At 63.5% G+C, this 22,164-nt stretch carries 21 protein-coding genes; 9 read left to right on the top strand and 12 right to left on the bottom strand.

From position 1 onward, the window contains the following. Window positions 1-20: 20 nt before the first annotated feature. From ACTJJN_RS01865 to ACTJJN_RS01875, 3 genes are read right to left on the bottom strand one after another with little or no spacing between them, the layout of a single operon-like run. Window positions 21-740: a cobalt-precorrin-6A reductase gene (locus tag ACTJJN_RS01865; RefSeq protein WP_088513271.1), complete on the bottom strand. Its 720-nt coding sequence runs from the start codon at window positions 738-740 to the stop codon at window positions 21-23. Next, entirely contained in the window at window positions 737-1,831 is a 1,095-nt protein-coding gene (locus ACTJJN_RS01870) for a cobalt-precorrin-5B (C(1))-methyltransferase (RefSeq protein ID WP_014754589.1), read from the bottom strand. The genes ACTJJN_RS01865 and ACTJJN_RS01870 overlap by 4 nt, the downstream gene beginning before the upstream one ends. After that, complete coding sequence (locus tag ACTJJN_RS01875) at window positions 1,824-3,035, bottom strand: bifunctional cobalt-precorrin-7 (C(5))-methyltransferase/cobalt-precorrin-6B (C(15))-methyltransferase (RefSeq protein ID WP_012053827.1); 1,212 nt, start codon at window positions 3,033-3,035, stop codon at window positions 1,824-1,826. Before ACTJJN_RS01875 ends, ACTJJN_RS01870 begins: the two co-directional genes overlap by 8 nt. A gap of 243 nt (window positions 3,036-3,278) precedes the next feature. Here ACTJJN_RS01875 and cobG point away from each other — a divergent pair, with 243 nt between their 5' ends. From cobG to ACTJJN_RS01910, 7 genes are all read left to right on the top strand, one after another. Next, on the top strand, window positions 3,279-4,610 hold the full coding sequence (gene cobG, locus ACTJJN_RS01880; RefSeq protein WP_440780898.1) for a precorrin-3B synthase: 1,332 nt from the start codon (window positions 3,279-3,281) through the stop codon (window positions 4,608-4,610). Further along, on the top strand, window positions 4,603-5,229 hold the full coding sequence (locus tag ACTJJN_RS01885) for a precorrin-8X methylmutase (protein WP_003249670.1): 627 nt from the start codon (window positions 4,603-4,605) through the stop codon (window positions 5,227-5,229). The genes cobG and ACTJJN_RS01885 overlap by 8 nt, the downstream gene beginning before the upstream one ends. Continuing rightward, entirely contained in the window at window positions 5,229-5,960 is a 732-nt protein-coding gene (locus ACTJJN_RS01890) for a precorrin-2 C(20)-methyltransferase (protein WP_026031823.1), read from the top strand. The genes ACTJJN_RS01885 and ACTJJN_RS01890 overlap by 1 nt, the downstream gene beginning before the upstream one ends. Next, on the top strand, window positions 5,948-7,645 hold the full coding sequence (gene cobJ / locus ACTJJN_RS01895) for a precorrin-3B C(17)-methyltransferase (RefSeq protein ID WP_440780840.1): 1,698 nt from the start codon (window positions 5,948-5,950) through the stop codon (window positions 7,643-7,645). The genes ACTJJN_RS01890 and cobJ overlap by 13 nt, the downstream gene beginning before the upstream one ends. Window positions 7,646-7,763: 118 nt before the next feature. Then, on the top strand, window positions 7,764-8,447 hold the full coding sequence (locus ACTJJN_RS01900) for a hypothetical protein (RefSeq protein ID WP_003249674.1): 684 nt from the start codon (window positions 7,764-7,766) through the stop codon (window positions 8,445-8,447). 51 nt (window positions 8,448-8,498) lie between these two features. Further along, window positions 8,499-9,188 (top strand): hypothetical protein, encoded by a 690-nt coding sequence (locus ACTJJN_RS01905; RefSeq protein ID WP_440780842.1) that lies wholly within the window; start codon window positions 8,499-8,501, stop codon window positions 9,186-9,188. Continuing rightward, window positions 9,181-9,837, top strand: a complete 657-nt coding sequence (locus ACTJJN_RS01910; RefSeq protein WP_014861021.1) for a hypothetical protein — start codon at window positions 9,181-9,183, stop codon at window positions 9,835-9,837. The genes ACTJJN_RS01905 and ACTJJN_RS01910 overlap by 8 nt, the downstream gene beginning before the upstream one ends. A gap of 10 nt (window positions 9,838-9,847) precedes the next feature. Here the strand turns inward: ACTJJN_RS01910 and ACTJJN_RS01915 are convergent, their stop codons facing one another. The 9 genes from ACTJJN_RS01915 to ACTJJN_RS01955 form a co-directional block, all read right to left on the bottom strand. Further along, window positions 9,848-10,444 (bottom strand): MarC family protein, encoded by a 597-nt coding sequence (locus tag ACTJJN_RS01915; RefSeq protein ID WP_014592545.1) that lies wholly within the window; start codon window positions 10,442-10,444, stop codon window positions 9,848-9,850. 75 nt (window positions 10,445-10,519) lie between these two features. Next, window positions 10,520-13,291 carry a hybrid sensor histidine kinase/response regulator gene (locus ACTJJN_RS01920; protein ID WP_012053819.1) on the bottom strand — a complete coding sequence of 924 codons (2,772 nt, stop codon included), beginning with the start codon at window positions 13,289-13,291 and terminating at the stop codon, window positions 10,520-10,522. A 138-nt stretch (window positions 13,292-13,429) separates the two neighbouring features. Beyond that, on the bottom strand, window positions 13,430-14,722 hold the full coding sequence (purD, locus tag ACTJJN_RS01925; RefSeq protein ID WP_012053818.1) for a phosphoribosylamine--glycine ligase: 1,293 nt from the start codon (window positions 14,720-14,722) through the stop codon (window positions 13,430-13,432). A gap of 146 nt (window positions 14,723-14,868) precedes the next feature. Continuing rightward, window positions 14,869-16,476 carry a bifunctional phosphoribosylaminoimidazolecarboxamide formyltransferase/IMP cyclohydrolase gene (gene purH / locus ACTJJN_RS01930; protein WP_003249687.1) on the bottom strand — a complete coding sequence of 536 codons (1,608 nt, stop codon included), beginning with the start codon at window positions 16,474-16,476 and terminating at the stop codon, window positions 14,869-14,871. Between the two features lie 81 nt (window positions 16,477-16,557). After that, window positions 16,558-16,878: a DNA-binding transcriptional regulator Fis gene (gene fis / locus ACTJJN_RS01935; RefSeq protein WP_003249693.1), complete on the bottom strand. Its 321-nt coding sequence runs from the start codon at window positions 16,876-16,878 to the stop codon at window positions 16,558-16,560. Beyond that, a complete protein-coding gene (dusB, locus tag ACTJJN_RS01940) occupies window positions 16,875-17,888 on the bottom strand; it encodes a tRNA dihydrouridine synthase DusB (protein WP_392492713.1) in 1,014 nt (337 codons plus the stop codon). Before dusB ends, fis begins: the two co-directional genes overlap by 4 nt. A 207-nt stretch (window positions 17,889-18,095) precedes the next feature. Beyond that, window positions 18,096-19,451, bottom strand: coding sequence for a DUF3426 domain-containing protein (locus ACTJJN_RS01945; RefSeq protein ID WP_440780845.1), 1,356 nt, complete (start codon window positions 19,449-19,451; stop codon window positions 18,096-18,098). Between the two features lie 42 nt (window positions 19,452-19,493). After that, window positions 19,494-20,372, bottom strand: coding sequence for a 50S ribosomal protein L11 methyltransferase (gene prmA / locus ACTJJN_RS01950; protein WP_003249700.1), 879 nt, complete (start codon window positions 20,370-20,372; stop codon window positions 19,494-19,496). A gap of 116 nt (window positions 20,373-20,488) precedes the next feature. After that, a complete protein-coding gene (locus tag ACTJJN_RS01955; protein ID WP_392492710.1) occupies window positions 20,489-20,944 on the bottom strand; it encodes a MaoC family dehydratase in 456 nt (151 codons plus the stop codon). A 143-nt stretch (window positions 20,945-21,087) separates the two neighbouring features. On the opposite strand from ACTJJN_RS01955, the gene ACTJJN_RS01960 reads away from it, so the two are divergent. Next, window positions 21,088-21,450 carry a CidA/LrgA family protein gene (locus ACTJJN_RS01960; protein WP_012053815.1) on the top strand — a complete coding sequence of 121 codons (363 nt, stop codon included), beginning with the start codon at window positions 21,088-21,090 and terminating at the stop codon, window positions 21,448-21,450. Then, window positions 21,447-22,163, top strand: a complete 717-nt coding sequence (locus tag ACTJJN_RS01965) for an LrgB family protein (RefSeq protein ID WP_004576852.1) — start codon at window positions 21,447-21,449, stop codon at window positions 22,161-22,163. The genes ACTJJN_RS01960 and ACTJJN_RS01965 overlap by 4 nt, the downstream gene beginning before the upstream one ends. Window position 22,164 lies beyond the last annotated feature (1 nt).

Consider the following 22,164-nt stretch of genomic DNA (forward strand, 5'->3'; position numbering starts at 1 on the left):
GTGTCGCGAAAAGGCAGCGCCTAGAGGGCGAGCGCTGTTGCCAGGTCCGCCAGTGAGTCGAATGTCCGGTCCACCTCCGGCAGTGTCGGACGTTTCAGGACAAGCACCGGCACGCCAAGCTCCCGTGCTACCTCCAGCTTCGGCTCGGTCGCCACACTGCCGCTGTTCTTGCTGATCAGCACATCGATGTGGCGGCGCTGGAACAACGCCCGTTCATCTTCGATATGGAACGGCCCACGTGCGCCAATCACTTCACAGCGCTCGTTGCCAGGGCACGCCTCCAGCGCACGCAAGGTCCAGAACTGCTCTGGCGGAATCTCGTCCAGGTGCTGCAGCGGCTCGCGTCCTAGCGTGAACAGTGGCCTGCGGAACGGCTTCAGTGCTTCGATCAACCCTGCCCAATCCTCGACTTCTCGCCAGTCGTCCCCTGCTTGCGCCTGCCAGGCGGGACGACGCAAGGCCCAGCACGGGATGCCGGCGTTGCGTGCGGCGCTGGCGGCATTGCGGCTGATTTGCGCGGCATAGGGATGGGTGGCGTCGATCAGCAGGGTGATACCCGCCTCGCGCAGGTAACGGGTCAAGCCCTCGACACCGCCATAGCCCCCGACCCGCACCTGGCACTGCAAGCCCTGCGGCACGCGGCCGATACCGGCCAGGCTGTAGACATGTCGAGGCCCGAGTTGGCGGGCCATCGCCAGGGCTTCAGTGACCCCTCCCAGCAACAGGATGCGCGCAGTCATTGCACACCCGCCTGGCCGACGATGCCGCCTTGGCGGTCGATGGCGAACACCTCCACGTGCACCTGCGCCGGCACGACGCTACGGGCGAAGGCCAGGGCGTGGGCACACACCGCGTCACCCAGGGCAATGCCGGCCGCATGAGCCAGGGCGAGCGCTTGCTGGCTGGTGTTGGCACCGCTGATGGCAGCCTGCAACGCCTCGTCAGCGCCAATGTCTGCGGCCCAACCTGCCAGTTGCGGCAAGTCGATGCTGGAGTGACGACTGTGCAGGTCCATGTGGCCGGCGGCCAGTTTGCTGATCTTGCCGAAGCCGCCGCACAGGGTCAGGCGCGGCACCGGTACCTTGCGCAGGTGCTTGAGCACCGCGCCGACGAAATCGCCCATTTCGATCAGGGCGATTTCCGGCAGACCGTAGACGCGGCGCATGGTGTCTTCGCTGGCATTGCCGGTGCACGCGGCTATGTGCGTGTAGCCATTGGTGTGGGCCACGTCGATGCCTTGGTGAATCGAGGCAATGTAGGCCGCGCAGGAGAACGGCCGGACGATGCCGCTGGTGCCGAGGATCGACAGCCCGCCGAGGATGCCCAGACGCGGGTTCATGGTTTTCAGGGCCAGTTGCTCACCACCTTGCACATTGACCGTGACTTCGAAGCCGCCAAGGTAGCCGTACGCGTCGGCCAGGTGTTGCAGGTGTTCACTGATCATGCGCCGAGGCACCGGGTTGATGGCCGGTTCACCCACCGCCAGCACCAGCCCCGGCCGGGTCACCGTGCCCACGCCGCTGCCGGCGACAAAACCAATGCCAGGTTCCGCCAGCAGGCGCACCTGGCTATAGACCAGGGCACCGTGGGTCACGTCCGGGTCGTCACCCGCATCCTTGAGGGTACCGGCTTCGGCGCACTCGCCGATCAGGCGGCAGAATTCCAGGCGCATCTGCACGACCTTGCCTTTGGGCAGGGTGATGTCCACCGCATCATCACGCTGCCCGGTGAGCAGCAGCTTGGCCGCTGCCAGGCTGGTGGCGGTGGCGCAGCTGCCGGTGGTAAGGCCGCTGCGCAGAGGCGCGGGCTGTTCGCGGGTTTCTTCACGCATCGGCGGGTTTCAGTACTTCCAGAAGGGTGATCGGCAGCGCCTGGCGCCAGGTGTCGAACGCACCCAAGGGCTGGGCATGAGCGACATGGATACGGGTCAGCTCACCACCGTGCTGTTCGCGAAAGTGCGCCAGGGCCAGTTCGCTTTGCAGGGTGACGGCGTTGGCCACCAGGCGGCCGCCGGGGCGCAGGCTTGCCCAGCACAGGTCCAGTACACCTGCGCGGGTAACGCCGCCTCCGATGAAGATTGCATCCGGTTGCTCCAGGCCTTGCAGCGCCGCTGGCGCTTTGCCGCGAACCAGTTGCAGACCGGGTACACCCAATGCATCGCGGTTATGCTCGATCAAACCCTGGCGGCCTTCGTCGGCCTCGATGGCCAGCGCGCGGCATGCCGGGTGGGCACGCATCCATTCGATGCCGATCGAGCCGCAGCCCGCACCGACATCCCACAAAAGTTCGCCGGGTTGCGGTGCCAGGCGCGCCAGGGTGATGGCGCGGACATCGCGCTTGGTCAACTGGCCATCGTGCCGGTATGCGGCGTCTGGCAGCCCGGCCAGTCGGTGCAGGCGGGGCGCATCGGGCGTAGCCAGGCATTCGACGGCGACCAGGTTGAGCGCCGCGATACCGGTGTGCGGCCAGTCCTGGGCGGTGCCGGCCAGTGCACGTTCGTCCACGCCCCCCAAGTGCTCGAACACCTGCAGGCGGCTTGGGCCGAAGCCTTGCCCGCGCAGCTGCGCGGCAATTGCCGCCGGGCTGTCGCCATCGTTGCTCAGCACCAGCAGGCGCATGCCGCTGTGCAAGTGGGCATTGAGCGCTGCCAGGGGGCGTGCCACCAGCGACACCACCTGCAGGTCCTGCAGCGGCCAGCCTAGGCGGGCAGCGGCCAGGGCGCAGGAAGAGGGCATCGACAGCACGCGCATTTCTGCAGCAGGCACCTGGCGCGCCAGGCTGGCACCGACGCCGTAGAACATAGGGTCACCGCTGGCCAGCACGCACACCGGCTCGCCGCGAAGGGCCAGCACCGGGGCCAGCGAGAACGGGCTGGGCCAGGCCAGCTGTTCCGCGGTCACGCAACGTGGCAGCAAGGCCAGCTGGCGTGGGCTGCCGAAGACCCGCCCAGCGCCCAGCAGGGCGCGCCGGGCCTGTTTGCCCAGGCCGCTGAAGCCGTCTTCGCCGATGCCTACTACTGTCAGCCAGGGTGTCATGTATTTCGATCCGCCATTTTTGGGGCCGCTTCGCGCCCCTTCGCGGGCAAGCCCGCTCCTACAGATACAGGGCAGCCTGTGCAGCCTGCAGTGATCCTGTGGAAGCGGGCGAGCCCGCGAAGAAGGCGACGCGGTCCTGAATTTCTACTTAATCGCCGAGGATGCTCGACCACCGGCTTTTCATGCCGCCGGACAAAGCAGGCATAATACCGCGCCTTCTACACTCAAGCGCATTTTCACAGACTGCCGGATGCCCCTTTGACGCAGGCCCATGCCCCCCACGTATCGCCCCGCCCCTCGGCCTGCCCGGGGTTGTGGCGCATTGTCAGTGCCCGTGATGGCGGTATCTGCCGCATCAAGCTGCTGGGTGGCCTGCTGCTGGCCGAGCAGGCTGAAGCCGTGGCGGCGGCGGCGGAGCGTTTTGCTGGCGGCGTGATCGAGGCGACCAACCGTGGCAACCTGCAGATTCGCGGCATTGGCAGCGAGCATCGCGCTTTGGTCGAGGCACTGCTCGCAGCCGGCCTGGGACCACGCGATGCCGCGGGTGACGATGTGCGCAACGTGATGCTCAGCCCGCTGGCCGGGCATGACCCGCTCATGCTGCTGGACGCCCGGCCGCTGGCCGGGCAGATCCTCGACCTGTTGGAAGGCACCCCGCGCTTTCACCAGCTGTCGGCCAAGTTCGCTGTGCAGCTGGATGCAGGCGAGCGCCTGGCGATGCTCGAACACCCCCATGACCTGTGGCTGTCGCCCCTGCACCTGGATCAGCAGGCCTGGCTGGCGTTTGGCCTGGCAGGTTGCCCGGCAGAGGGCCAGGCGCTCGGTGCGGTGCCGCTGGCGCAGGGCCTGATGCTGGTGCGCGCCGTGCTGGAGCGCTTCCTCGATCTGGCATCCCCGACGCAGACGCGCATGCGCCAGCTGCTTGAGGTGTACCCGCCAGCTGATTTTGTCGCTGGGCTCGGCCTGGACATCCGCCGCGATGCCGCCGTGCTCACGTGGCGGCGTGAACAGCACCGCGCCTCGTGGTTGGGCAGGTTGCCCCAGGCGCAGGGTGTTGCCCTTGGCGTTGCCCCGCCGCAAGGCCGCCTGACCCCCGCGATGCTGCGTGGCGCCGCACGTATTGCCCGTGAAAAGGGCGATGCCAGCATGCGGCTTAGCCCCTGGCAAAGCCTGGTGCTGACCAACCTGCAAGCGCAGCACATCGATCAGGCCCTGGCCGAACTGTCTGCGCTGGGGTTGCTGTGCCACGACCGTGAACCCCTGGCGCGTATCAGCGCCTGCACCGGTGCCAGCGGCTGCGCCAAGGCCCTTGCCGAGACCAAGGCTGACGCCGTGGTCCTGGCCGCGCTGCTGGGCCCTGGCGTGCCGGCCAGCGTGCACCTGTCCGGCTGCCCCCGTTCCTGTGCTGTGGCCCATGTTGCCCCGGCCACCTTGCTGGCCCGTTCGCCGGGCCGTTACGACTTGTATCTGCGTGATGCGCGCCAGCCGGGTTTCGGTGCCCTGCGCGCCACCGACCTTACCTTGAATGAAGCAGGCGCCATGCTCGACCTGCCGACGGAGCACCTTGATGATTGACTACATCCGCGATGGTCAGGAGATCTATCGCAACTCCTTCCGGATCATCCGTGAGGAAGCCCGACTCGAGCGGATCCCCGCAGACCTTGAAAAGCTCGCCGTGCGCGTGATCCACGCCTGTGGCATGGTCGACGCCATCGATGGCCTGCAGTTCTCCGACGGTGCCGGCCGGGCCGGGCGTGAGGCGCTGCTCAACGGCGCGCCGATCCTGTGCGATGCGCACATGGTGGCCGAAGGGATCACCCGGGCCCGCTTGCCAGCTGACAACAAAGTCATCTGCACCCTGCGTGACCCCAGCGTGCCGGGCCTGGCCAAAGACGCCGGCAACACCCGCTCCGCCGTAGCACTGGAACTGTGGCGCCCTTACCTGGAGGGCAGCGTGGTGGTCATCGGCAATGCCCCGACTGCGCTGTTCTACCTGTTGGAAATGCTCGATGCCGGCGCGCCCAAGCCGGCGCTGATCCTCGGCTTCCCGGTCGGTTTCGTCGGCGCTGCCGAGTCAAAGGCCATGCTCGCCGCCGACAGCCGTGGCGTGCCGTTCGTGATCATGCAAGGCCGCCTGGGCGGCAGCGCGATGGCCGCCGCGGCGGTCAACGCCCTGGCCACGGAGGTGGAATGATGGCCCCGCGCGGACGACTGCTTGGCCTGGGCGTGGGCCCTGGCGATCCTGAACTGATTACCCTCAAGGCCCTGCGCCTGTTGCGTGAGGCACCGGTGGTCGGCTACTTCGTGGCCAAGGGCAAGCGTGGCAATGCCTTCGGCATTATCGAGGCGCACCTGCAGCCCGAGCAGACCCTGCTGCCGCTGGTCTACCCGGTCACCACCGAAGTGCTGCCGGCGCCGCTGTCCTATGAGCAAGTAATCAGCGACTTCTACGACGAAGCCAGCGTACAGGTGGCCGAGCACCTGGATGCCGGCCGCGACGTGGCGGTGATTTGCGAAGGCGACCCGTTCTTCTATGGCTCCTACATGTACTTGCATGACCGCCTGGCGCAGCGCTACGAGGCAGAAGTGATTCCCGGTGTCTGCTCCATGCTCGGTGGCGCTTCGGTGCTGGGGGCGCCGCTGGTGTACCGCAACCAGAGCCTGTCGGTGTTGTCTGGCGTGTTGCCCGCTGAAGAGCTCAAGCGCCGTTTGGCCGATGCCGATGCAGCGGTGATCATGAAACTTGGGCGCAACTTCCCCAAGGTGCGCGAAGTGCTGGCCGACCTGGGCCTGGATGGGCGTGCGCTGTATGTGGAGCGGGCAACCATGGCCAACCAGAAGATCGTGCCGCTGGACCAGGTCGACCCGCAGTCGTCGCCGTACTTCTCGCTGATCATCGTGCCGGGGGAAAAATGGCAGGGCTGAACATGCACAGGGCCCCGGCCATCGTCATTCTCGGCCCGGGCAGCCTGACGACGGCGCAGCGTATCCAGGCCTGTTATCCGCAGGCCACGATCCATGGCCTCGAGGGGCGTGTCGAGGGTGCGGACCAGTCGTACGTGTCGTTCGGCGATACCCTGCGCGGGTTGTATCAGCAAGACACGCCGATCATTGCGTTGTGCGCCGCGGGTATCGTTATCCGTAGCCTGGCCGCTCTGCTCAGCGAGAAGGGCAGCGAGCCGCCGGTACTGGCCGTGGCCGAGGATGGTAGCGCGGTAGTGCCGTTGCTCGGAGGCCTCGGTGGGGTGAACGTGATGGCGCGGGAAATCGCTGATGTGCTGGGCGTTTCCGCGGCCATCACCACCAGTGGCGAGCTGCGCTTCGGTACTTGCCTGCTGAACCCGCCGCAGGGCTATGCATTGGCCGATATCGAGCAAGGCAAGCGCTTTGTATCCGACCTGCTGGCGGGTGAGTCCGTGCGTATCGAAGGTAACGCACCGTGGCTGCAGCTGGCGCAGTTGCCCGCCAGCGAAGCGGCGCAGCGCACCATCCATGTGGGGCATCAGGCGCGCCCGGCCAACCGCGACGAGCTGCTGATCCACCCGCGCCAGGTGGTCGTGGGCGTTGCAGGTGGCAATCTGCACAGTATTCGCGCAGCACTGCAGCAGGCCGGCATCGCCGAGCCCTCGGTAGCCTGCGTGCTGGCAGACGAGCGAACCATGGCCGACAGCGCGTTGCACGAAGCTGCGCAGGCCCTGGGTGTCCCTTTGCGCTTCGCCCCCCGCTCTGGCGATGTGGCCAGCATGGTCGCTGCGGCGGTGCCCGATGCCGAGTTGATAGCGCTTGAAGAAGTCGTGGTCGCGGTGGCGCCTGCCCCGGTCGACGTGGCGCAGGTCGGCCGCCGTCGCGGTCGCCTGGCGGTCATCGGCCTTGGCCCAGGTGCGGCGGAACTGATGGTGCCGGCGGTCAAGGCCGAACTTGCGCAGGCCGAAGATGTGCTCGGTTACGAAACCTACGTGCGCATGGCTGGCCCGTTCCGCGACGACCAGGTGCTGCACTGCACCGACAACCGCGAAGAGATGCAACGCGCCCGACATGCCTTCGAACTGGCGGCCCAAGGCCGTTCGGTGGTGGTGGTGTCGTCAGGTGACCCGGGCGTTTTCGCCATGGCCGCTGCGGTGCTCGAAGCATTGCACGAATCCAGCGACCCCACCTGGCACCGCGTTGACCTGCAGATCTTGCCGGGGGTTTCAGCCTCGCTGGCAACCGCCGCCCAAGCAGGTGCACCGCTGGGGCATGACTTCTGCGTGATGTCGCTGTCGGACAACCTCAAGCCCTGGTCGATCATTGAAAAGCGCCTGGACCTGGCTGCCCAGGCCGACCTGGTGCTGGCCTTCTACAACCCGATCTCCAAGGCCAGGCCGCACCAGCTCGGTGTCGCCCTGGAGGTTGTGCGCCGCCACCGTGACGGGAACACGCCTGTAGTCCTTGGCCGTGACATCGGTAGGCCGGGGCAGACGCTGAAGGTAGTCGCCTTGGCCGAACTGCTGCCAGAAATGGTCGACATGCGCACCATGGTGCTGGTTGGGTCTTCCACTACCTGCACTTTCGACCGCGCAGCGGGTGGGGTTTGGGTCTATACCCCGCGCTGGTATGGCGCAAAGCCGTAAGCGGCGGCAGCGTGGGCAGATGAGGAACTGCTTCGTGGCAGATTGAGGTAAAGGTCACAGGTAGGTTTGCGGCTGGAGCTATTTGGCTCCAACCGTACCCTTCCTGGAGACCTTTCCCATGACGACCGATAAAGAGAAGCTGCAGCTTCAGGTTCTGCCGGACAAGAATCTGTTCGTGTTCCCCGACCTGATGGGTGAGCAAAACCGCGATGCTGCAAAGGCTTGTCATGCCCTGGCCACGCAAGGTGCCAACAAGCAGCATGACCCTATCCGTGAAACGCAACTCTGGTTCAAACACTACATTTACCTGATGTCCAAGATGGGCTGGGCGCCGACCAATGTCGATGTACAGCAGGTCACTGAACGCAATATGCGCCTTGAGATCAGCAACTTGCTGGGCAAGGGCCTGCAGGCGGCATATGGCGTTTTCACTGGCGATGTGGCAACCGCCCTGGACAATCTCGGCAAAACGGTTGTTTCAGCCTTGGCCGCCAGCACCAAAAACGTCGAGTTGCTCGACCGCAAGTCGGTCGAAGATGACCGAACCGGGCTGAGCCTTGCCAAGTGCGAGCAAACGGACGGCGGCCAAGTGGCGATGCTGGTCAGTGCGATCCAGACCGACGCCAAGCCTGACAAGGCTGCCAACTATCTGCTGGTCAAGTGGGAAAGCAACGGTACTTCCAACTTTGCTTGTGGTGCGGTGTTGAATTTCGATAAGCGCCAATACGACAAAGTTCGCGCCATTGTAGAAACCAAACTTGACGACAATGCCCTGCAGGTCCTGCTGGCACTGGAACTCTGACGATGAAGTTGGCCTGTCGACACGGCGTCGACGGGCCTGGAGGGCATACTGATGCACGCCAATTACACGTTGTGGTTGAACGGCAACAGCCTGGTATTGATCGACAACAATGTCAGTGCTTCACGAGCAGAAGCACTGTTGGATGTTCAGCTGGCAGCCTACCTGACCGCTAGCAAGGGTCACGCCCTTCAGGACGCTGAGTGGCACAAGGAATATCTGCGAATTCAGGGTAACTTCGGCTGCACTGTCGCGACCTTGCATTCCGGCGCTGTGCCTGCTGCACCCGCAGTGGCCTGTGAACCGTGGAGCATGTTGCGGGCCAAGCTCTTGGCAGGTGTGCCCAGCGCCCTGCAGGGGCCGGTAGCCACATGCCTCGACGCCTATTCCGCCCAACCCGACGGTGCCATAGAACAGTTGTTATGGGCCGAATGTGTTCGGCCCCCGGACGATAAAGGCATGAGCCATGTACGTATGGAGTTGCGCCTGATACTGGCCGATTCAGGCGTCATCAGTACCGAGTTGGGCTTTAGCACAGCAGAGCATCTGGCGATGGATTGGCTGTGGCAGCCGCTGAATCTTTCAAGTGCCCAGGCCGCTCAGCAGTTCGATGCCAATTATTTCACCCATGAAAAAGTGATCAGTTCGATAGGTCCGGGCTTGCATGACGCTATCAAGGTCAAGCAATTGCAGTACCGCAGCCAGGTCAAACTTGCGACAACATCAGGAGTCGAAAATGAGTGAGATCAATCAAGGTGCCGCCAGTGGCAAACTCGTCCACAGCAGCCTGCTGTCATTCTTGCCAGGTGTTAGCCGCGAAGCCCGTGACGACATCCTGTTGGCCAATGCGTTTGCCCAGCAAGTAGCCTGGGGGGACTTCAACGAAGGCCTGGAGCCGGACTGGTTCAGGAACTACTGGCGTAACCTTGCGTTTCTGGGCTTTGATGGCAAGCTCGCGCCCACGGCGACTCGACCGGGGCCGGACAGGGCCAGCCTTGCCGATCAGGCGCTTGCCCAGATTCGCCAGAAAGGCTCCGCCGGCCATTATCAATCTGCGCAGTCGTCGCTTCAGGCGCTGCGCAATGACAGCCAGGCACTGACCGCGTTTGAATCCAGGGCAGTCTCCAAAGCGGTCGGGCGCTTTCAGTTGCTGCCTTGCTCACAGCAGTCGAGCGGCTTCATCGACATGGTGTTGGTTCACATGGAAATGTCGATGAAAAAGACCTCCAAGGGCTTCTTGTTCATGCAGTTGAACAGTGAAGTAAAACTCCTGGACATGCGAGTCGAAGTGATCCACTTCAACTTGCAGGGGTTCCGCGAAGACTACCGCAAGCGGGCCCAGGCCAGTGTCGACAAGCAAAATGGCAAGGCTATCCTTGAGCTGCAGTTGTAGGCTCTGCACCCTAGGGCAGCAGGTAACCGCGAATCCCAGTAAAGATGATCTGTGCTGCCAGGGCACAGACGAATAGCCCCATCAGGCGGCTGACGATTTGCAAACCCTGGTCACCGAGCAGGCGCTCGATACCGTGCGATAGATACAGCACCAGCCCTACGGTAAAGCTGGCCAGGGCAATGCTGACGATGGCCAGCAGTTTTTCATCCCAGTGCGGCTGGCTCACCCCCATCACCAACAGGGCACCGATGGTACCGGGGCCAACGGTCAGCGGAATGGTCAGCGGTACGATGGTCACATCCTGCTGCACGTTGTCGGCCTGTACCGCCGGCTTGCCCTGGGCCATGCCCAGGGCTGAAATGAACAGCACGCTGCCGGCACCGATGCGGAAGGCATCGGCGGTGATGCCGAAAATGCCGAAGATCGCGCGCCCGAACAGGTACAGCATCACGCTGGCGACCAAGGCTGCGAACGCGACCTTCCAGGCCAGTTGCTTGCGCTCCTTGCTGGAGTGGCCGCGGGTCAGGCTGATGAAACACGACAGCACGAAGAACGGGCTGTAGAGCACGAGCATTTTCAGGTAGACGCTGAACAACTCATGGAGCATGAGCAGTGTTCCTTGGGTGTATGCCGGCGCGGCCTTGTGTCGCGAGGCCGCTCCTGCAAGAGCATTGGATATCGGTCAGGACGTATGTGCCGGGTCCACCTTGGCTTCCCGGTGATTGGCCCAGTATTGAATCAGCTCGCGCAACTGCGACAACTCCACTGGCTTGGCCATGTGTCCGTCCATGCCTGCCAGCCGCGCGCGTTCCTTGTGTTCGGCCAGGATGTGCGCAGTCAGTGCCACTACCGGCGTGCGCTGGCGCTGGTTGTCAGCTTCCCAGGCACGCAACTGCTGAGTGGCCGAGAAGCCGTCCAGTATCGGCATCTCGCAGTCCATCAACACCAGGTCATAATGCTGCGCTTTCATCGCCTGCAAGGCCTCTTCGCCATTGCAGGCGGTATCGGGCTTGAGGTTGAGCTTGCCAAGCATGCTGCGGATCACCTTGGTCGAGATGCTGTTGTCTTCGGCGACCAGCACGCGGAAGTCGCCTGGCAGGTCCAGCGCCTGCGGGATGCCAGGCAGGCTGGCAGGTATCGCCTGTTCGCGGCCGCGCTGGGCCAGCTCCTCGGCCAGGGTGGTCTTCAACGTATAACCGGCCACCGGCTTGGCCAGTATTCGCTTGACCCCTGCGTTGCGCGCGATGACTTTGCTCGGCGCATTGCTGATGCCGGTGAGCATCACCACCAGAATGTCGTGGTTCAGGCTCGGGTCTTCCTTGATCTTGGCGGCCAGCTGCATGCCGGTCATGCCGGGCATGTTCTGGTCCAGCAGCACCGCGTCGAAGTAGTCGCGCAGGTGCGCCTTGGTGCGCAAAAGGGCCAGAGCCTCCTTGCCCGACGGCACCGCGCTGACGTTCATGCCCCAGGCGCTGCACTGCTGTACAAGCACCTTGCGGCACGTGTCGTTGTCGTCCACTACCAGCACGCGGGCATCGCGCAGCGGGCTGTCGAGGTCCGCCGGTGGCTGTTCCAGGCGTGAAGGGTCCAGCGGCAAGGTCAGCCACAGGGTGTTGCCCATGCCGGTGTTGCTCTTGATGCCGAACTCGCCCTGCATCAGACCGATCAACTGTTTGGCGATGACCAGCCCCAGGTGGCCGCCCAGCTTGTTGCTGGAAAGGAAGTGGTGGCTGTGCAACTCGGCCTGCAGCAAGGCTTCACGGTCGGCAGCGGGCAACGGTTCACCGCTGTCCTGCACGGCGATACGCAGGCGTGGCACCTCGCCGCGTTGATCCAGCGCCACCACCAGCAGGATCTCGCCCTGGTCGGTATTTTTCAGGGCGTTTTCCAGCAGGCTCGACAAGGCCTGGCGCAGGCGCGTCGGGTCTCCGCTGATAACCCGCGGTACTTGTGGCTGGGTGAAGCTGATCAGCTCGATGTTCTGTTGCTCGGCCTTGGCGCGGAAGATGTTCAGGCAATCCTCGATCAGCGCGTTAAGGTCGAACTGCACATCATCCAGCTCGATTTGCCGGGATTCCAGCTTGGAAATGTCCAGAATTTCGTTGATCAGCGTCAGCAGCTCGTTGCCGGCGCTGTGGATGGTCTGCACATAATCACGTTGCTTCACCGACAGCGGTGTGCCCAGCAGCAGTTCAGTCATGCCTAGCACGCCGTTCATCGGGGTGCGGATTTCGTGGCTGATCTTGGCCAGGAACTCGGCTTTGGCGTTGATTTCCGCATCGCTGGCGGCCAGTGCACGGCTGGCGCTGAAACGCTCCTCGCTTATGCGCCGCAGCCGTTCACTGACCGCCAGGTTGAGCAGCAGGCCACTGACCACGGTCAGGCCCAGCAGGATACACAGCAGCCAGGGTGTCGAGGTGCGTGTCAGACCCAGCAGGGCTGGCAGCAGTACCAGGCCTCCGAGGTTGAACACCACCATGGCCAGGCTGAACAGGCGTCCGGGTGCATAACCCTTGAACCAGTGGTAGCTGCTGACCAGCAGCATGCTCACGCTGCCCAGCGCCATCAGGGCGTAGGTCATCAGGTTCAGTGGCAGAGTATCGACGAACAGCAGCACCAGGCCACTGAGCCCGACAATCAGCATCTCACCTTGCAGCAGGCGGTTAAGCCGTGGCGAATTGCACGGCGAAAAGAAATGTTGGGTGAAGTACAACCCGGACAGGCCGGCCAGGACCAGCGTCAGATAGGCGGCAGGCGTTTGCGCACTGTGCCACACATGCCACCAAGGGCCGCTGAGGTTCAACAGGATCAGGCCGCTGAGCAGCATCAGGCCGTGGTACAGCGCCAGGATCAGGGTGGTGCTGGAGCGGGTGTAGAGGAAGCGGATCAGGTTGTGCATGATCAGCATGATCAGGCCGCCGAACAGCATGCCAAACAGCAGCGGCTGGCGTTGATCCGAGGCTGCCTCGGCCGCAGGCTCAAGGCTGATGGCCGGACGCAGCTGGTGCTCTGAGACCAGGCGCAAGTAGATGTCCAGCGGTTGCCTGCTGTTGGGCAGGGGCAATACATGGTCGCTGCCACGCAGGGTCGGGCTGGCATTGCCGGCCTGGCGCCCGTGGTGCAGCTGACGCAGAAGTTGTTCGCCTTCGAGGGCGTAGAGGTCCAGGCCAGAAAGGTCCGGGGCAAATACCCGCAGCAGCTGCTCCTGGTCACCTGGTGCCAGACGATAGTGCAGCCACAAGGCCTGTCCAGCCGGGGCAGCATCAAGGTCGGCGAGAGGCAGTGGGCTGAACTGGTTGCGATAGCGCTCGGAGCGCACATCGCTCAGTTGCAGGTTGGCCTGTTCGTCGAGCAGAACGGTCCAGCCTCCGTCATGTTCGGCCGCAGCCGGAATCATGCAGAGCAGGGTCAGCAAGCTGACGATCAGAGCTGAGGCAATCCGAAGCCGACGCACTACGAAATCCCTTCTTGGCCGATGTGCCGGGTACTCACTATGCGCGGCGCGCCAAGTCGAAGGCAAGGCCCATTCCGGGCCCTGTCGACGAGCCGGATGCCGCAGGCTGAAACCGCTACGGCATACCGGTAGTACTTACTACTGGTGCTCACCGCGCTCGCGGGCGATGGCCCGATAGCCGATGTCGGAACGGTAGAAGCTGCCGTTCCAGCTGACTTCCTTGGCCAGGCGATAAGCCTGCTGCTGCGCGTCGGCAACGGTGCTGCCCATGGCGGTGGCACACAGCACGCGCCCGCCGTTGGTGGTTACCTTGCCATCCTTGAGCGCAGTACCGGCATGGAATACCTTGCCTTCGATCTTGGCGGCAGCGTCCAGGCCGTTGATCACGTCGCCCTTGGCGTAGTCGCCCGGGTAACCGCCCGCTGCCAGGACCACGCCCAGGCTCGGGCGCGGGTCCCACTGCGCTTCGACCTTGTCCAGTGCCTTGGCGAATGCAGCTTCCACCAGCAGTACCAGGCTCGACTCCAGGCGCAGCATGACCGGCTGGGTTTCCGGGTCGCCGAAGCGGCAGTTGAACTCGATGACCTTGGGGTTGCCCGCCTTGTCGATCATCAGGCCGGCGTAGAGGAAGCCGGTGTAGACGTTGCCTTCCTCGGCCATGCCGCGCACGGTTGGCCAGATCACCTGGTCCATCACGCGCTGGTGCACGTCGGCGGTAACCACCGGGGCAGGGGAGTAGGCGCCCATGCCGCCCGTGTTCGGGCCGGTATCCTGGTCGCCGACGCGCTTGTGGTCCTGGCTGGTGGCCATGGGCAGCACATTGTGGCCGTCGACCATGACAATGAAGCTGGCTTCTTCGCCGTCGAGAAACTCTTCGATCACGACACGCGAACCTGCTTCACCGAAGGCGTTGCCAGCCAGCATGTCACGCACGGCGGCTTCGGCTTCTTCCAGCGTCATGGCGACGATCACGCCCTTGCCGGCCGCCAGGCCATCGGCCTTGATCACGATTGGCGCGCCTTTTTCCTGCAGATAGGCCAGCGCTGGCTCGATCTCGGTGAAATTCTGGTAGTCGGCGGTCGGGATCTTGTGACGTGCCAGGAAATCCTTGGTGAAGGCCTTGGAGCCTTCCAGCTGGGCCGCGCCCTTGGTTGGGCCGAAGCAGTCCAGGCCGCGGCTGCGGAACAGGTCGACCACGCCGATAACCAGCGGTGCTTCCGGGCCGACGATGGTCAGGTCGACGTTTTTCTCGGCGAAGTCGGCCAGTTGCTCCAGGGCACACACGTCGATGGCGACGTTCTCGCACTTGGCTTCAATGGCGGTACCGGCGTTGCCCGGTGCAACGAAGACTTTCTCGACGCGTGGGTCCTGGGCGACTTTCCAGGCCAGGGCGTGCTCGCGGCCGCCGCTGCCGATGATCAAAACTTTCATGTCAAAACCTCGATTCAAGTGATCCCGTGGCTTGCGCCGAACGCTGTGGGAGCGGGCTTGCCCGCGAATGCGGCGGTGAATCCACCATCGTATTCGCGGACAAGCCCGCTCCCACAGGATCTCGACTCGCCTCGGGACCCGCGTAATTAGTGGCGGAAGTGGCGCATGCCAGTGAAGACCATCGCGATGCCGGCCTCGTCGGCAGCAGCGATGACTTCAGCATCACGCATCGAACCACCCGGCTGGATCACGGCGCTGATACCCACTTTAGCTGCATTGTCGATACCGTCACGGAACGGGAAGAATGCATCCGACGCCATGACCGCGCCCTGCACCTGCAGGCCAGCGTGCTCGGCCTTGATTGCAGCGATGCGGGCGGAGTTGACGCGGCTCATCTGGCCGGCGCCGACGCCGATGGTCTGGCGCTGCTTGGCGTAGACAATGGCGTTGGACTTGACGAACTTGGCCACTTTCCAGGCGAATACCAGGTCGTGGATCTCTTGCTCGGTCGGGGCACGCTTGGTGACGATCTTCAGGTCATCGGCGGTGATCATGCCGATATCGCGGCTTTGCACCAGCAGGCCACCGTTGACGCGCTTGAAGTCCCAACCGGCAGCGCGCTCGGCTGGCCACTCGCCGCACTCCAGCAGGCGTACGTTCTGTTTGGCAGCCACCACGTCGCGGGCGGCCTGGGAGATTTTCGGGGCGATGATCACTTCGACGAACTGGCGGTCGACAATGGCCTTGGCGGTTTCGCCGTCCAGTTCACGGTTGAATGCGATGATGCCGCCGAACGCCGATTCGGTGTCGGTCGCGTAGGCCAGGTCGTAGGCTTTGCGGATGCCGCCTTCGTCTTCCGGTACTACCGCCACGCCGCACGGGTTGGCGTGCTTGACGATGACGCAGGCCGGCTTGACGAAGCTCTTTACGCATTCCAGTGCGGCGTCAGTGTCGGCCACGTTGTTGAATGACAGTTCCTTGCCTTGCAGCTGGACAGCGGTGGAAATGCTGGCTTCGCCTTTCTTGGCTTCTACATAGAACGCCGCGCTCTGGTGCGGGTTCTCGCCATAACGCATTTCCTGTGCCTTGACGAACTGGCTGTTGAAGGTGCGCGGGAATTCGCTGCGCGCCTCGGTGCTCAGGGTGTCCTTGGCTTGGTCGATGGTGCCCATGTAATTGGCGATCATGCCGTCGTAGGCGGCAGTGTGCTCGAACGCCTTGAGCATCAGGTCGAAGCGCTGGGCATAGGTCAGGCCACCGGCCTTGAGGCCTTCGACGATGCCGGCGTAGTCGCTGGCGTTGACCACGATGGCCACGTCCTTGTGGTTCTTGGCTGCCGAACGGACCATGGTCGGGCCGCCGATGTCGATGTTCTCGATGGCGGTCGGCAGGTCACAGCCAGGCTTGGAAATGGTGGCTTCGAACGGGTACAGGTTGACCGCAACCAGGTCGATCGGCTTGATGCCGTGCTCGTTCATGATGGCGTCGTCGGTGCCACGACGGCCGAGGATACCGCCGTGGATTTTCGGGTGCAGGGTTTTGACCCGGCCATCCATCATTTCGGCGAAGCCGGTGTAGTCGGCCACTTCCACCGCGTTTACGCCGTTGTCCTTGAGCAGCTTGTAGGTGCCGCCGGTGGACAGGATCTCGACACCGAGCTGCTGCAGCTCACGGGCGAATTCGAGGATACCGGTCTTGTCGGAGACGCTGATCAGGGCGCGGCGGACTGGCAGGCGGGTAGTCTGGTCGGTCATTTCGGGTTCCAATAACGCGGTGGAGTCAGCAAAAAAGGCGCCTCTGTTCAGGGAGTCGCCTTTTCTGGATGGGATTCTGGCTTACAACAAGTCGTACTGCTTGAGCTTCTTGCGCAGGGTGCCTCGGTTCAGCCCGAGCATCTCGCTGGCCTTGGTCTGGTTGCCCTTCACGTAGTTCATCACGCTTTCGAGCAGGGGCGCCTCGACTTCGGAGAGCACCAGGTTGTACACGTCCGTCACGGTCGCGCCTTCCAGGTGGGCGAAGTAGTTGTGCAGCGCCTTCTCGACGCTGTCGCGAAGGGTCTGGCCCTCTTCGCTCGGCGTGTTGAGGTGCTGTTTCAGGTTGGCGTTGTCGCTCACGGGCGTTGTTCCACTCACAAAATTCTCGGTCATCATCGTCATGCGGCCACCCCTTGTCCGTCCTCTGTCTCAAGGCTCTGTCGACGTTCGCTGAAAAACGCGCGAACGTTGGCGCACTGCGCTTGTGTGTCTTCCAAAGCGTTGAACCGGGCGCGAAACTCCTTGCCGCCGGGTCGTGTTGCCAGGTACCAGCCAACGTGCTTGCGGGCGATACGTACGCCCATCACATCGCCATAGAAGGCATGCAGCGCGGCCAGATGCTCCAGCAGGATGCGTTCCACTTCGTCCAGTTGCGGCGCTGGCAAATGTTCGCCAGTGCGCAGGTAATGCTCGATCTCGCGAAAGATCCATGGCCGCCCCTGGGCAGCCCGGCCGATCAACAGGCCATCGACCCCGGTGGTTTCCAGCACCTCCCGGGCCTTTTCTGGCGAGGTGATATCGCCGTTGGCAAAAACCGGGATTGACACCGCCTGCTTGATGGCAGCGATGGTGTCGTATTCGGCTTCGCCGGTGTACAGATCGGCACGTGTGCGGCCATGCACCGCCAGCGCCTGGATGCCAGCCTGTTCGGCGATCTTCGCCACGTTCAGGCCGTTCTTGTTCGCCCGGTCCCAGCCGGTGCGGATTTTCAGGGTCACCGGTACGTCCACAGCGCTGACCACGGCGTGGAGGATCTCGCTGACCAAGGCTTCATCTCTCAATAAAGCAGAGCCTGCGGCTTTGTTGCAGACTTTTTTTGCCGGACAGCCCATGTTGATGTCGATGATCTGGGCACCCGCTTCGACATTGGCCTTTGCCGCCGCTGCCATCATCTGCGCATCACCGCCGGCGATCTGCACCGAGCGTGGCTCGGGATCACCTTCATGGATGCGGCGCAGGCTCGACTTGCGGCTGTTCCACAGGCTCATGTCGCTGCTAACCATTTCCGACACCACCATACCGGCGCCCAGGCGCTGGCAAAGTGTACGGAAAGGCTGGTCCGTGACCCCGGCCATGGGCGCGAGGATCAGGTTGTTACGTAGTGTGTATTGGCCGATGCGTACCGCCGACATAGGTGATCCCTGTTGTGGGGCCGAATCTTGGAGTTCGAAAAAGGGTTGGCATGATACCCGCTCTCGATGACTGGATAAAGATGGATTTGGATAAAATCTGAACAGTTGTCGGCTTATGCCTTTGCGCTTCAAGCAGCAGGCGACAGGACGAAAAGCAGTCGCGGTTGGGGCTTCTTGTCTTGTCGCTCGCTGCTGGCCGCTTGTCGCCTACTCCGGCGAACGGAAGCTCAGGCTGTAATTCACGGCCTTCGGCCCAGGGTCGAGGATGTCCAGGGCAATGTGGATTGGCGTCTGGCTGGGCATTTCACCACGCCCTGCCAGTTCGCCCGACAGGTACTCGCTGGGCTTGAAGCGACGGCTGGCGATCAGTTGGCCATTGAGGTCGGCGAAGCGCAGCTCCAGCAACGGGAATGGCTGGGCGAACGGCGCGCGGTTGTAGATGATCGCGTCGACAATCAGCGCGCCCTTGAAGTCCGGGTGGCTGCGTACCACCAGATTGCTGCTCTTGATGCGTGCAATATCGACGCGGGTAGGCACCTGGCAACCGACCATCGGGCAGATCTGCTGGAAAATCGGCCGATACTGGTCCTGGCGGGCCATTTCGTCGAAGTGGAACCACACGTACTGGAACGCGAGCAGGCCGGCAGCCAGCAGGGTCAGAAAGCCCCACAGCAGGCGCTTGCCCCAGTTGGGTGCGGGTTTTTCCCAGCCTAGCTGCAAGGGGTCGTCGACCACATCGACCAGCGGCTCCTTGCGCGAGGGGCGCTCGGGTTTGCCGGCAAGGCCTGGTTCCAGGCGCTCTCCGGGCAGCGGCTCGACGGGCTCGTCGTCATGCGCCGACAGGCGCAGCGCCAGTGGTTCGTCGTCGCGGGCGCTCAGGCCTTTTTCCGGGGTTTCGTCATCGCTGATGCGCAGCGGTTCGCTGAATGCGGGCTGGTCATCGCGTTCGGCCGCTCGGTGCACAGGCGGCTCGCCATCGATGTCCAGGTCAAGGTTGCTGCCCAGGGTAGGCTCGGTACGCTCGCCGGGGGCAGGCTCCAGGTCCAGCTCCAAAGGTTCCGGTTCCAGTAGCACCGGGGTAGGCTCTGCCGGTTCCTGCGGCGCGTAGGGCTCATCGGTAGCCGTACCGAAAAGGTCTTCTGCGTGTTCGTCCGGGTGAAGTTCATCGCGCCGTGCCTGCAGCTTCTCATCCTTGCTGGCCGGGTGGGCCGGGGCCGGTTGGCCGCGACGCTCCAGGCGCTCCAGTTCCTTGTCGAGGTCGAGCTCGTCCAGCGCCTGGGCAGTCAGCGCCCAGTCCTGGTCAGGAGGGGTGCCGCGTACGCTGTCGGCGGGCTCTTGCGCCGGCTCGGCCAGCGGCGCGGCAGGCGCTGGAGGTACCGGTGCCGGCACCACGGGGGCGCTGGTGGTAGCTGCGCGGTTTTGCTCCAGCAGCTGCTTGGCGGCATTGAATACCTGCAGGCAGTGACCGCAGCGCACCACGCCACGCGCCACGCCCAACTGGTGGTGGGTGACGCGAAAGCTGGTCTGGCAATGCGGGCACTGGGTGACGAAACTGTCGGTCATGCGGCAATCCGGGAGCTGTGCAGAAAAGTATTCTAGGCCCGCTTAGCGACGCCGACCACTGATGCGCACCCAGCCGTCGCGCACGACGATCGGGTCCAGTTCAAAGTCGGCGGCATAAGCGGCGGCCACGTCTTCACCTTGCTCGGCGAGGATGCCAGACAGCGCCAGCAGGCCACCTGGGCGAACCAGGCCGGACAACTGTGGCGCCAGCGACACCAGCGGGCCGGCGAGGATGTTGGCAACCAGCACGTCGGCCTGCATCGCCGGCATGTGTTCGGGCAGGTACAGCGCCAGTTTCTCGTCGGCAATGCCGTTGCGTTGGGCGTTGTCGCGCGAAGCCTCGATGGCCTGCACGTCGATGTCGGTGCCTACCGCTTCGCGGGCGCCCAGCAGCAGCGCAGCGATGGCCAGGATGCCCGAACCGCAGCCAAAGTCCAGCACCTGGGTGCCTTCAAGCTGCTGGCCGTCGAGCCATTCCAGGCACAGGGCCGTGGTGGGGTGGGTGCCGGTGCCAAAGGCCAGGCCCGGGTCGAGCAGCAGGTTCACGGCGTCCTTTTCCGGGGCATCGTGCCAGCTGGGCACGATCCACAGGCGGCGGCCGAAGCGCATCGGCTGGAAGTTGTCCATCCAGCTGCGCTCCCAGTCCTGGTCCTCGATCACCTCGGCCTGGTGTTCGGGCAGCTCGGCGCCGGTCAGCAGGCGCAGGTGGGCGAACACCTGTTCAGGGTCGGCATCGGCCTCGAACAGCGCCAGCAGGTGAGTGTGCGACCACAGCGGGGTGGTGTTGAGGTCGGGTTCGAAGATCGGTTGATCTTCGGCATCCATGAACGTGACCGAGACGGCGCCTACTTCAAGCAGCGCATCTTCATAGGTTTCGGCTTGTTCCGGGCTGATGGCCAGGCGTACTTGCAGCCAGGGCATGGCGGGCACCTTTGATAAATCGACAGGGGCAGCCCTAGGCTGCGCGAAGGCTGGCAGTTTACGCGAGTGCGGGGGATTTGTGGATCGGGGGCTGCACTGCAGCCCCCGGGCATGTATCAGACAAAACAGAGCGACAGCGACTCGGCTATATAAGCAGGCTTCTCTTCACCCTCGATCTCCAGCGTGGCAATCGCCTTGAGTAGCCACTGCCCCGGTTTTTTCTCGGTCACCTCGCCCAGCGTTACCTTCAGCCGAACCCGGCTGTCGACCTTTACCGGCTGAATGAAGCGCACGCTGTCCAGCCCGTAGTTCACCACCATCTTCAGCCCTTGTGGCAGAACGAGGATGTCCTCGATCAGCTTGGGGATCAGCGACAAGGTCAGGAACCCATGGGCAATCGTGCCGCCAAACGGGGTTTTTGCTGCCTTCTCAGGGTCGACATGGATGAACTGGAAGTCGCCGGTCGCCTCGGCGAACAGGTTGATGCGCTGCTGGTCGATCTTCAACCACTCCGAGTGGCCCAGCTCCTTGCCAACGTACTGCGAAAGCTCTGTAACCGGTACATGGGGCATCGCGGACTCTCCGGGTTGTCAGTTGGTACGAAAGTACAAGATCAGCACGGCGAACCGTTTCAGTCAAGTTGCCCGCTTTTCGGCGAATATCGGTCTGAAGCTGTGCGTGCTTATAATGGCGGCCATGCCCGAGGGAGATGCTTATGCTGTTGCGTGGTTTGACCTGGCTGGTACTGTTCCAGCTGCTGGGGACGGCGATCAATCACCTGTTTGTGCCGTTTTTGCCCGGGCCGATCATCGGCCTGTTGTTGCTGCTGCTCTTTCTCATGGCTCGCGGTGAGGTCGGCAAGCCGCTGAACGAGGCCGCCAGCAGCTTGCTGCGCTATCTCCCGCTGCTGCTGGTACCGCCGGCAGTCGGGGTGATGGTATATGCCAAGGACATTGCCGCCGACTTCTGGGCGATTGTCGGGGCCTTGCTGATCTCCTGCCTGGTGACCCTTGTGTTCGTCGGTGTGCTGATGCAAAAGCTCATCCAACGCCAAGGCAAGCGTGAGGAGCAGCCATGATGCTCGACTGGCAGGGCGCACTCGATGCAGTCATTCACCACCCATTGTTCGGTATTGGCATCACGCTGGGGGCCTACCAGGTAGTGCTGGCAGCCTACGAGAAAACCCGCTGGATCTTCTTGCAACCTGTATTGGTATCGATGCTGCTGGTGATCGGTGTGTTGCTGCTGTGCGGCATCGATTACAGCGAATACCGCAAAAGCACCGAAATCATGAACATCCTGCTGGGGCCTGCTACGGTGGCCCTGGCTGTGCCGCTCTACCTCAACCTGCGGCGTATCCGTCAGCTGTTCTGGCCTACATTTACTACGCTGGTAGTCGGAGGCCTGTTCGCCACGCTCTGCTGCCTGGTGCTGGGCTGGTGGTTCGGTGCCGAGCACATGATCCTGATGACCATGGCGCCGAAGTCCGTCACCTCGCCGATCGCCATGCTGGTGGCTGAGCAGATTGGCGGCGTGGCGGCCCTGGCGGCAGTGTTCGTGTTGATTACCGGGGTGATTGGGGCGATCTTCGGCCCGGCATTGCTGAGCCGCTTCGGCGTGCACAGCCCTGAGGCGCGCGGCATGTCGCTGGGCGTGACCGCACACGCAGTCGGCACTTCGGTGGCCCTGCAGGAAAGTGACGAATGCGGCGCCTTTGCCGCGCTGGCGATGAGCCTGATGGGGGTGGCTACAGCGGTGTTCCTGCCGCTGGCAGTCAGCCTGGTGGCTTGAG

The organism is Pseudomonas sp. 22515, from assembly GCF_052044625.1.
Lineage (GTDB): Bacteria > Pseudomonadota > Gammaproteobacteria > Pseudomonadales > Pseudomonadaceae > Aquipseudomonas > Aquipseudomonas alloputida.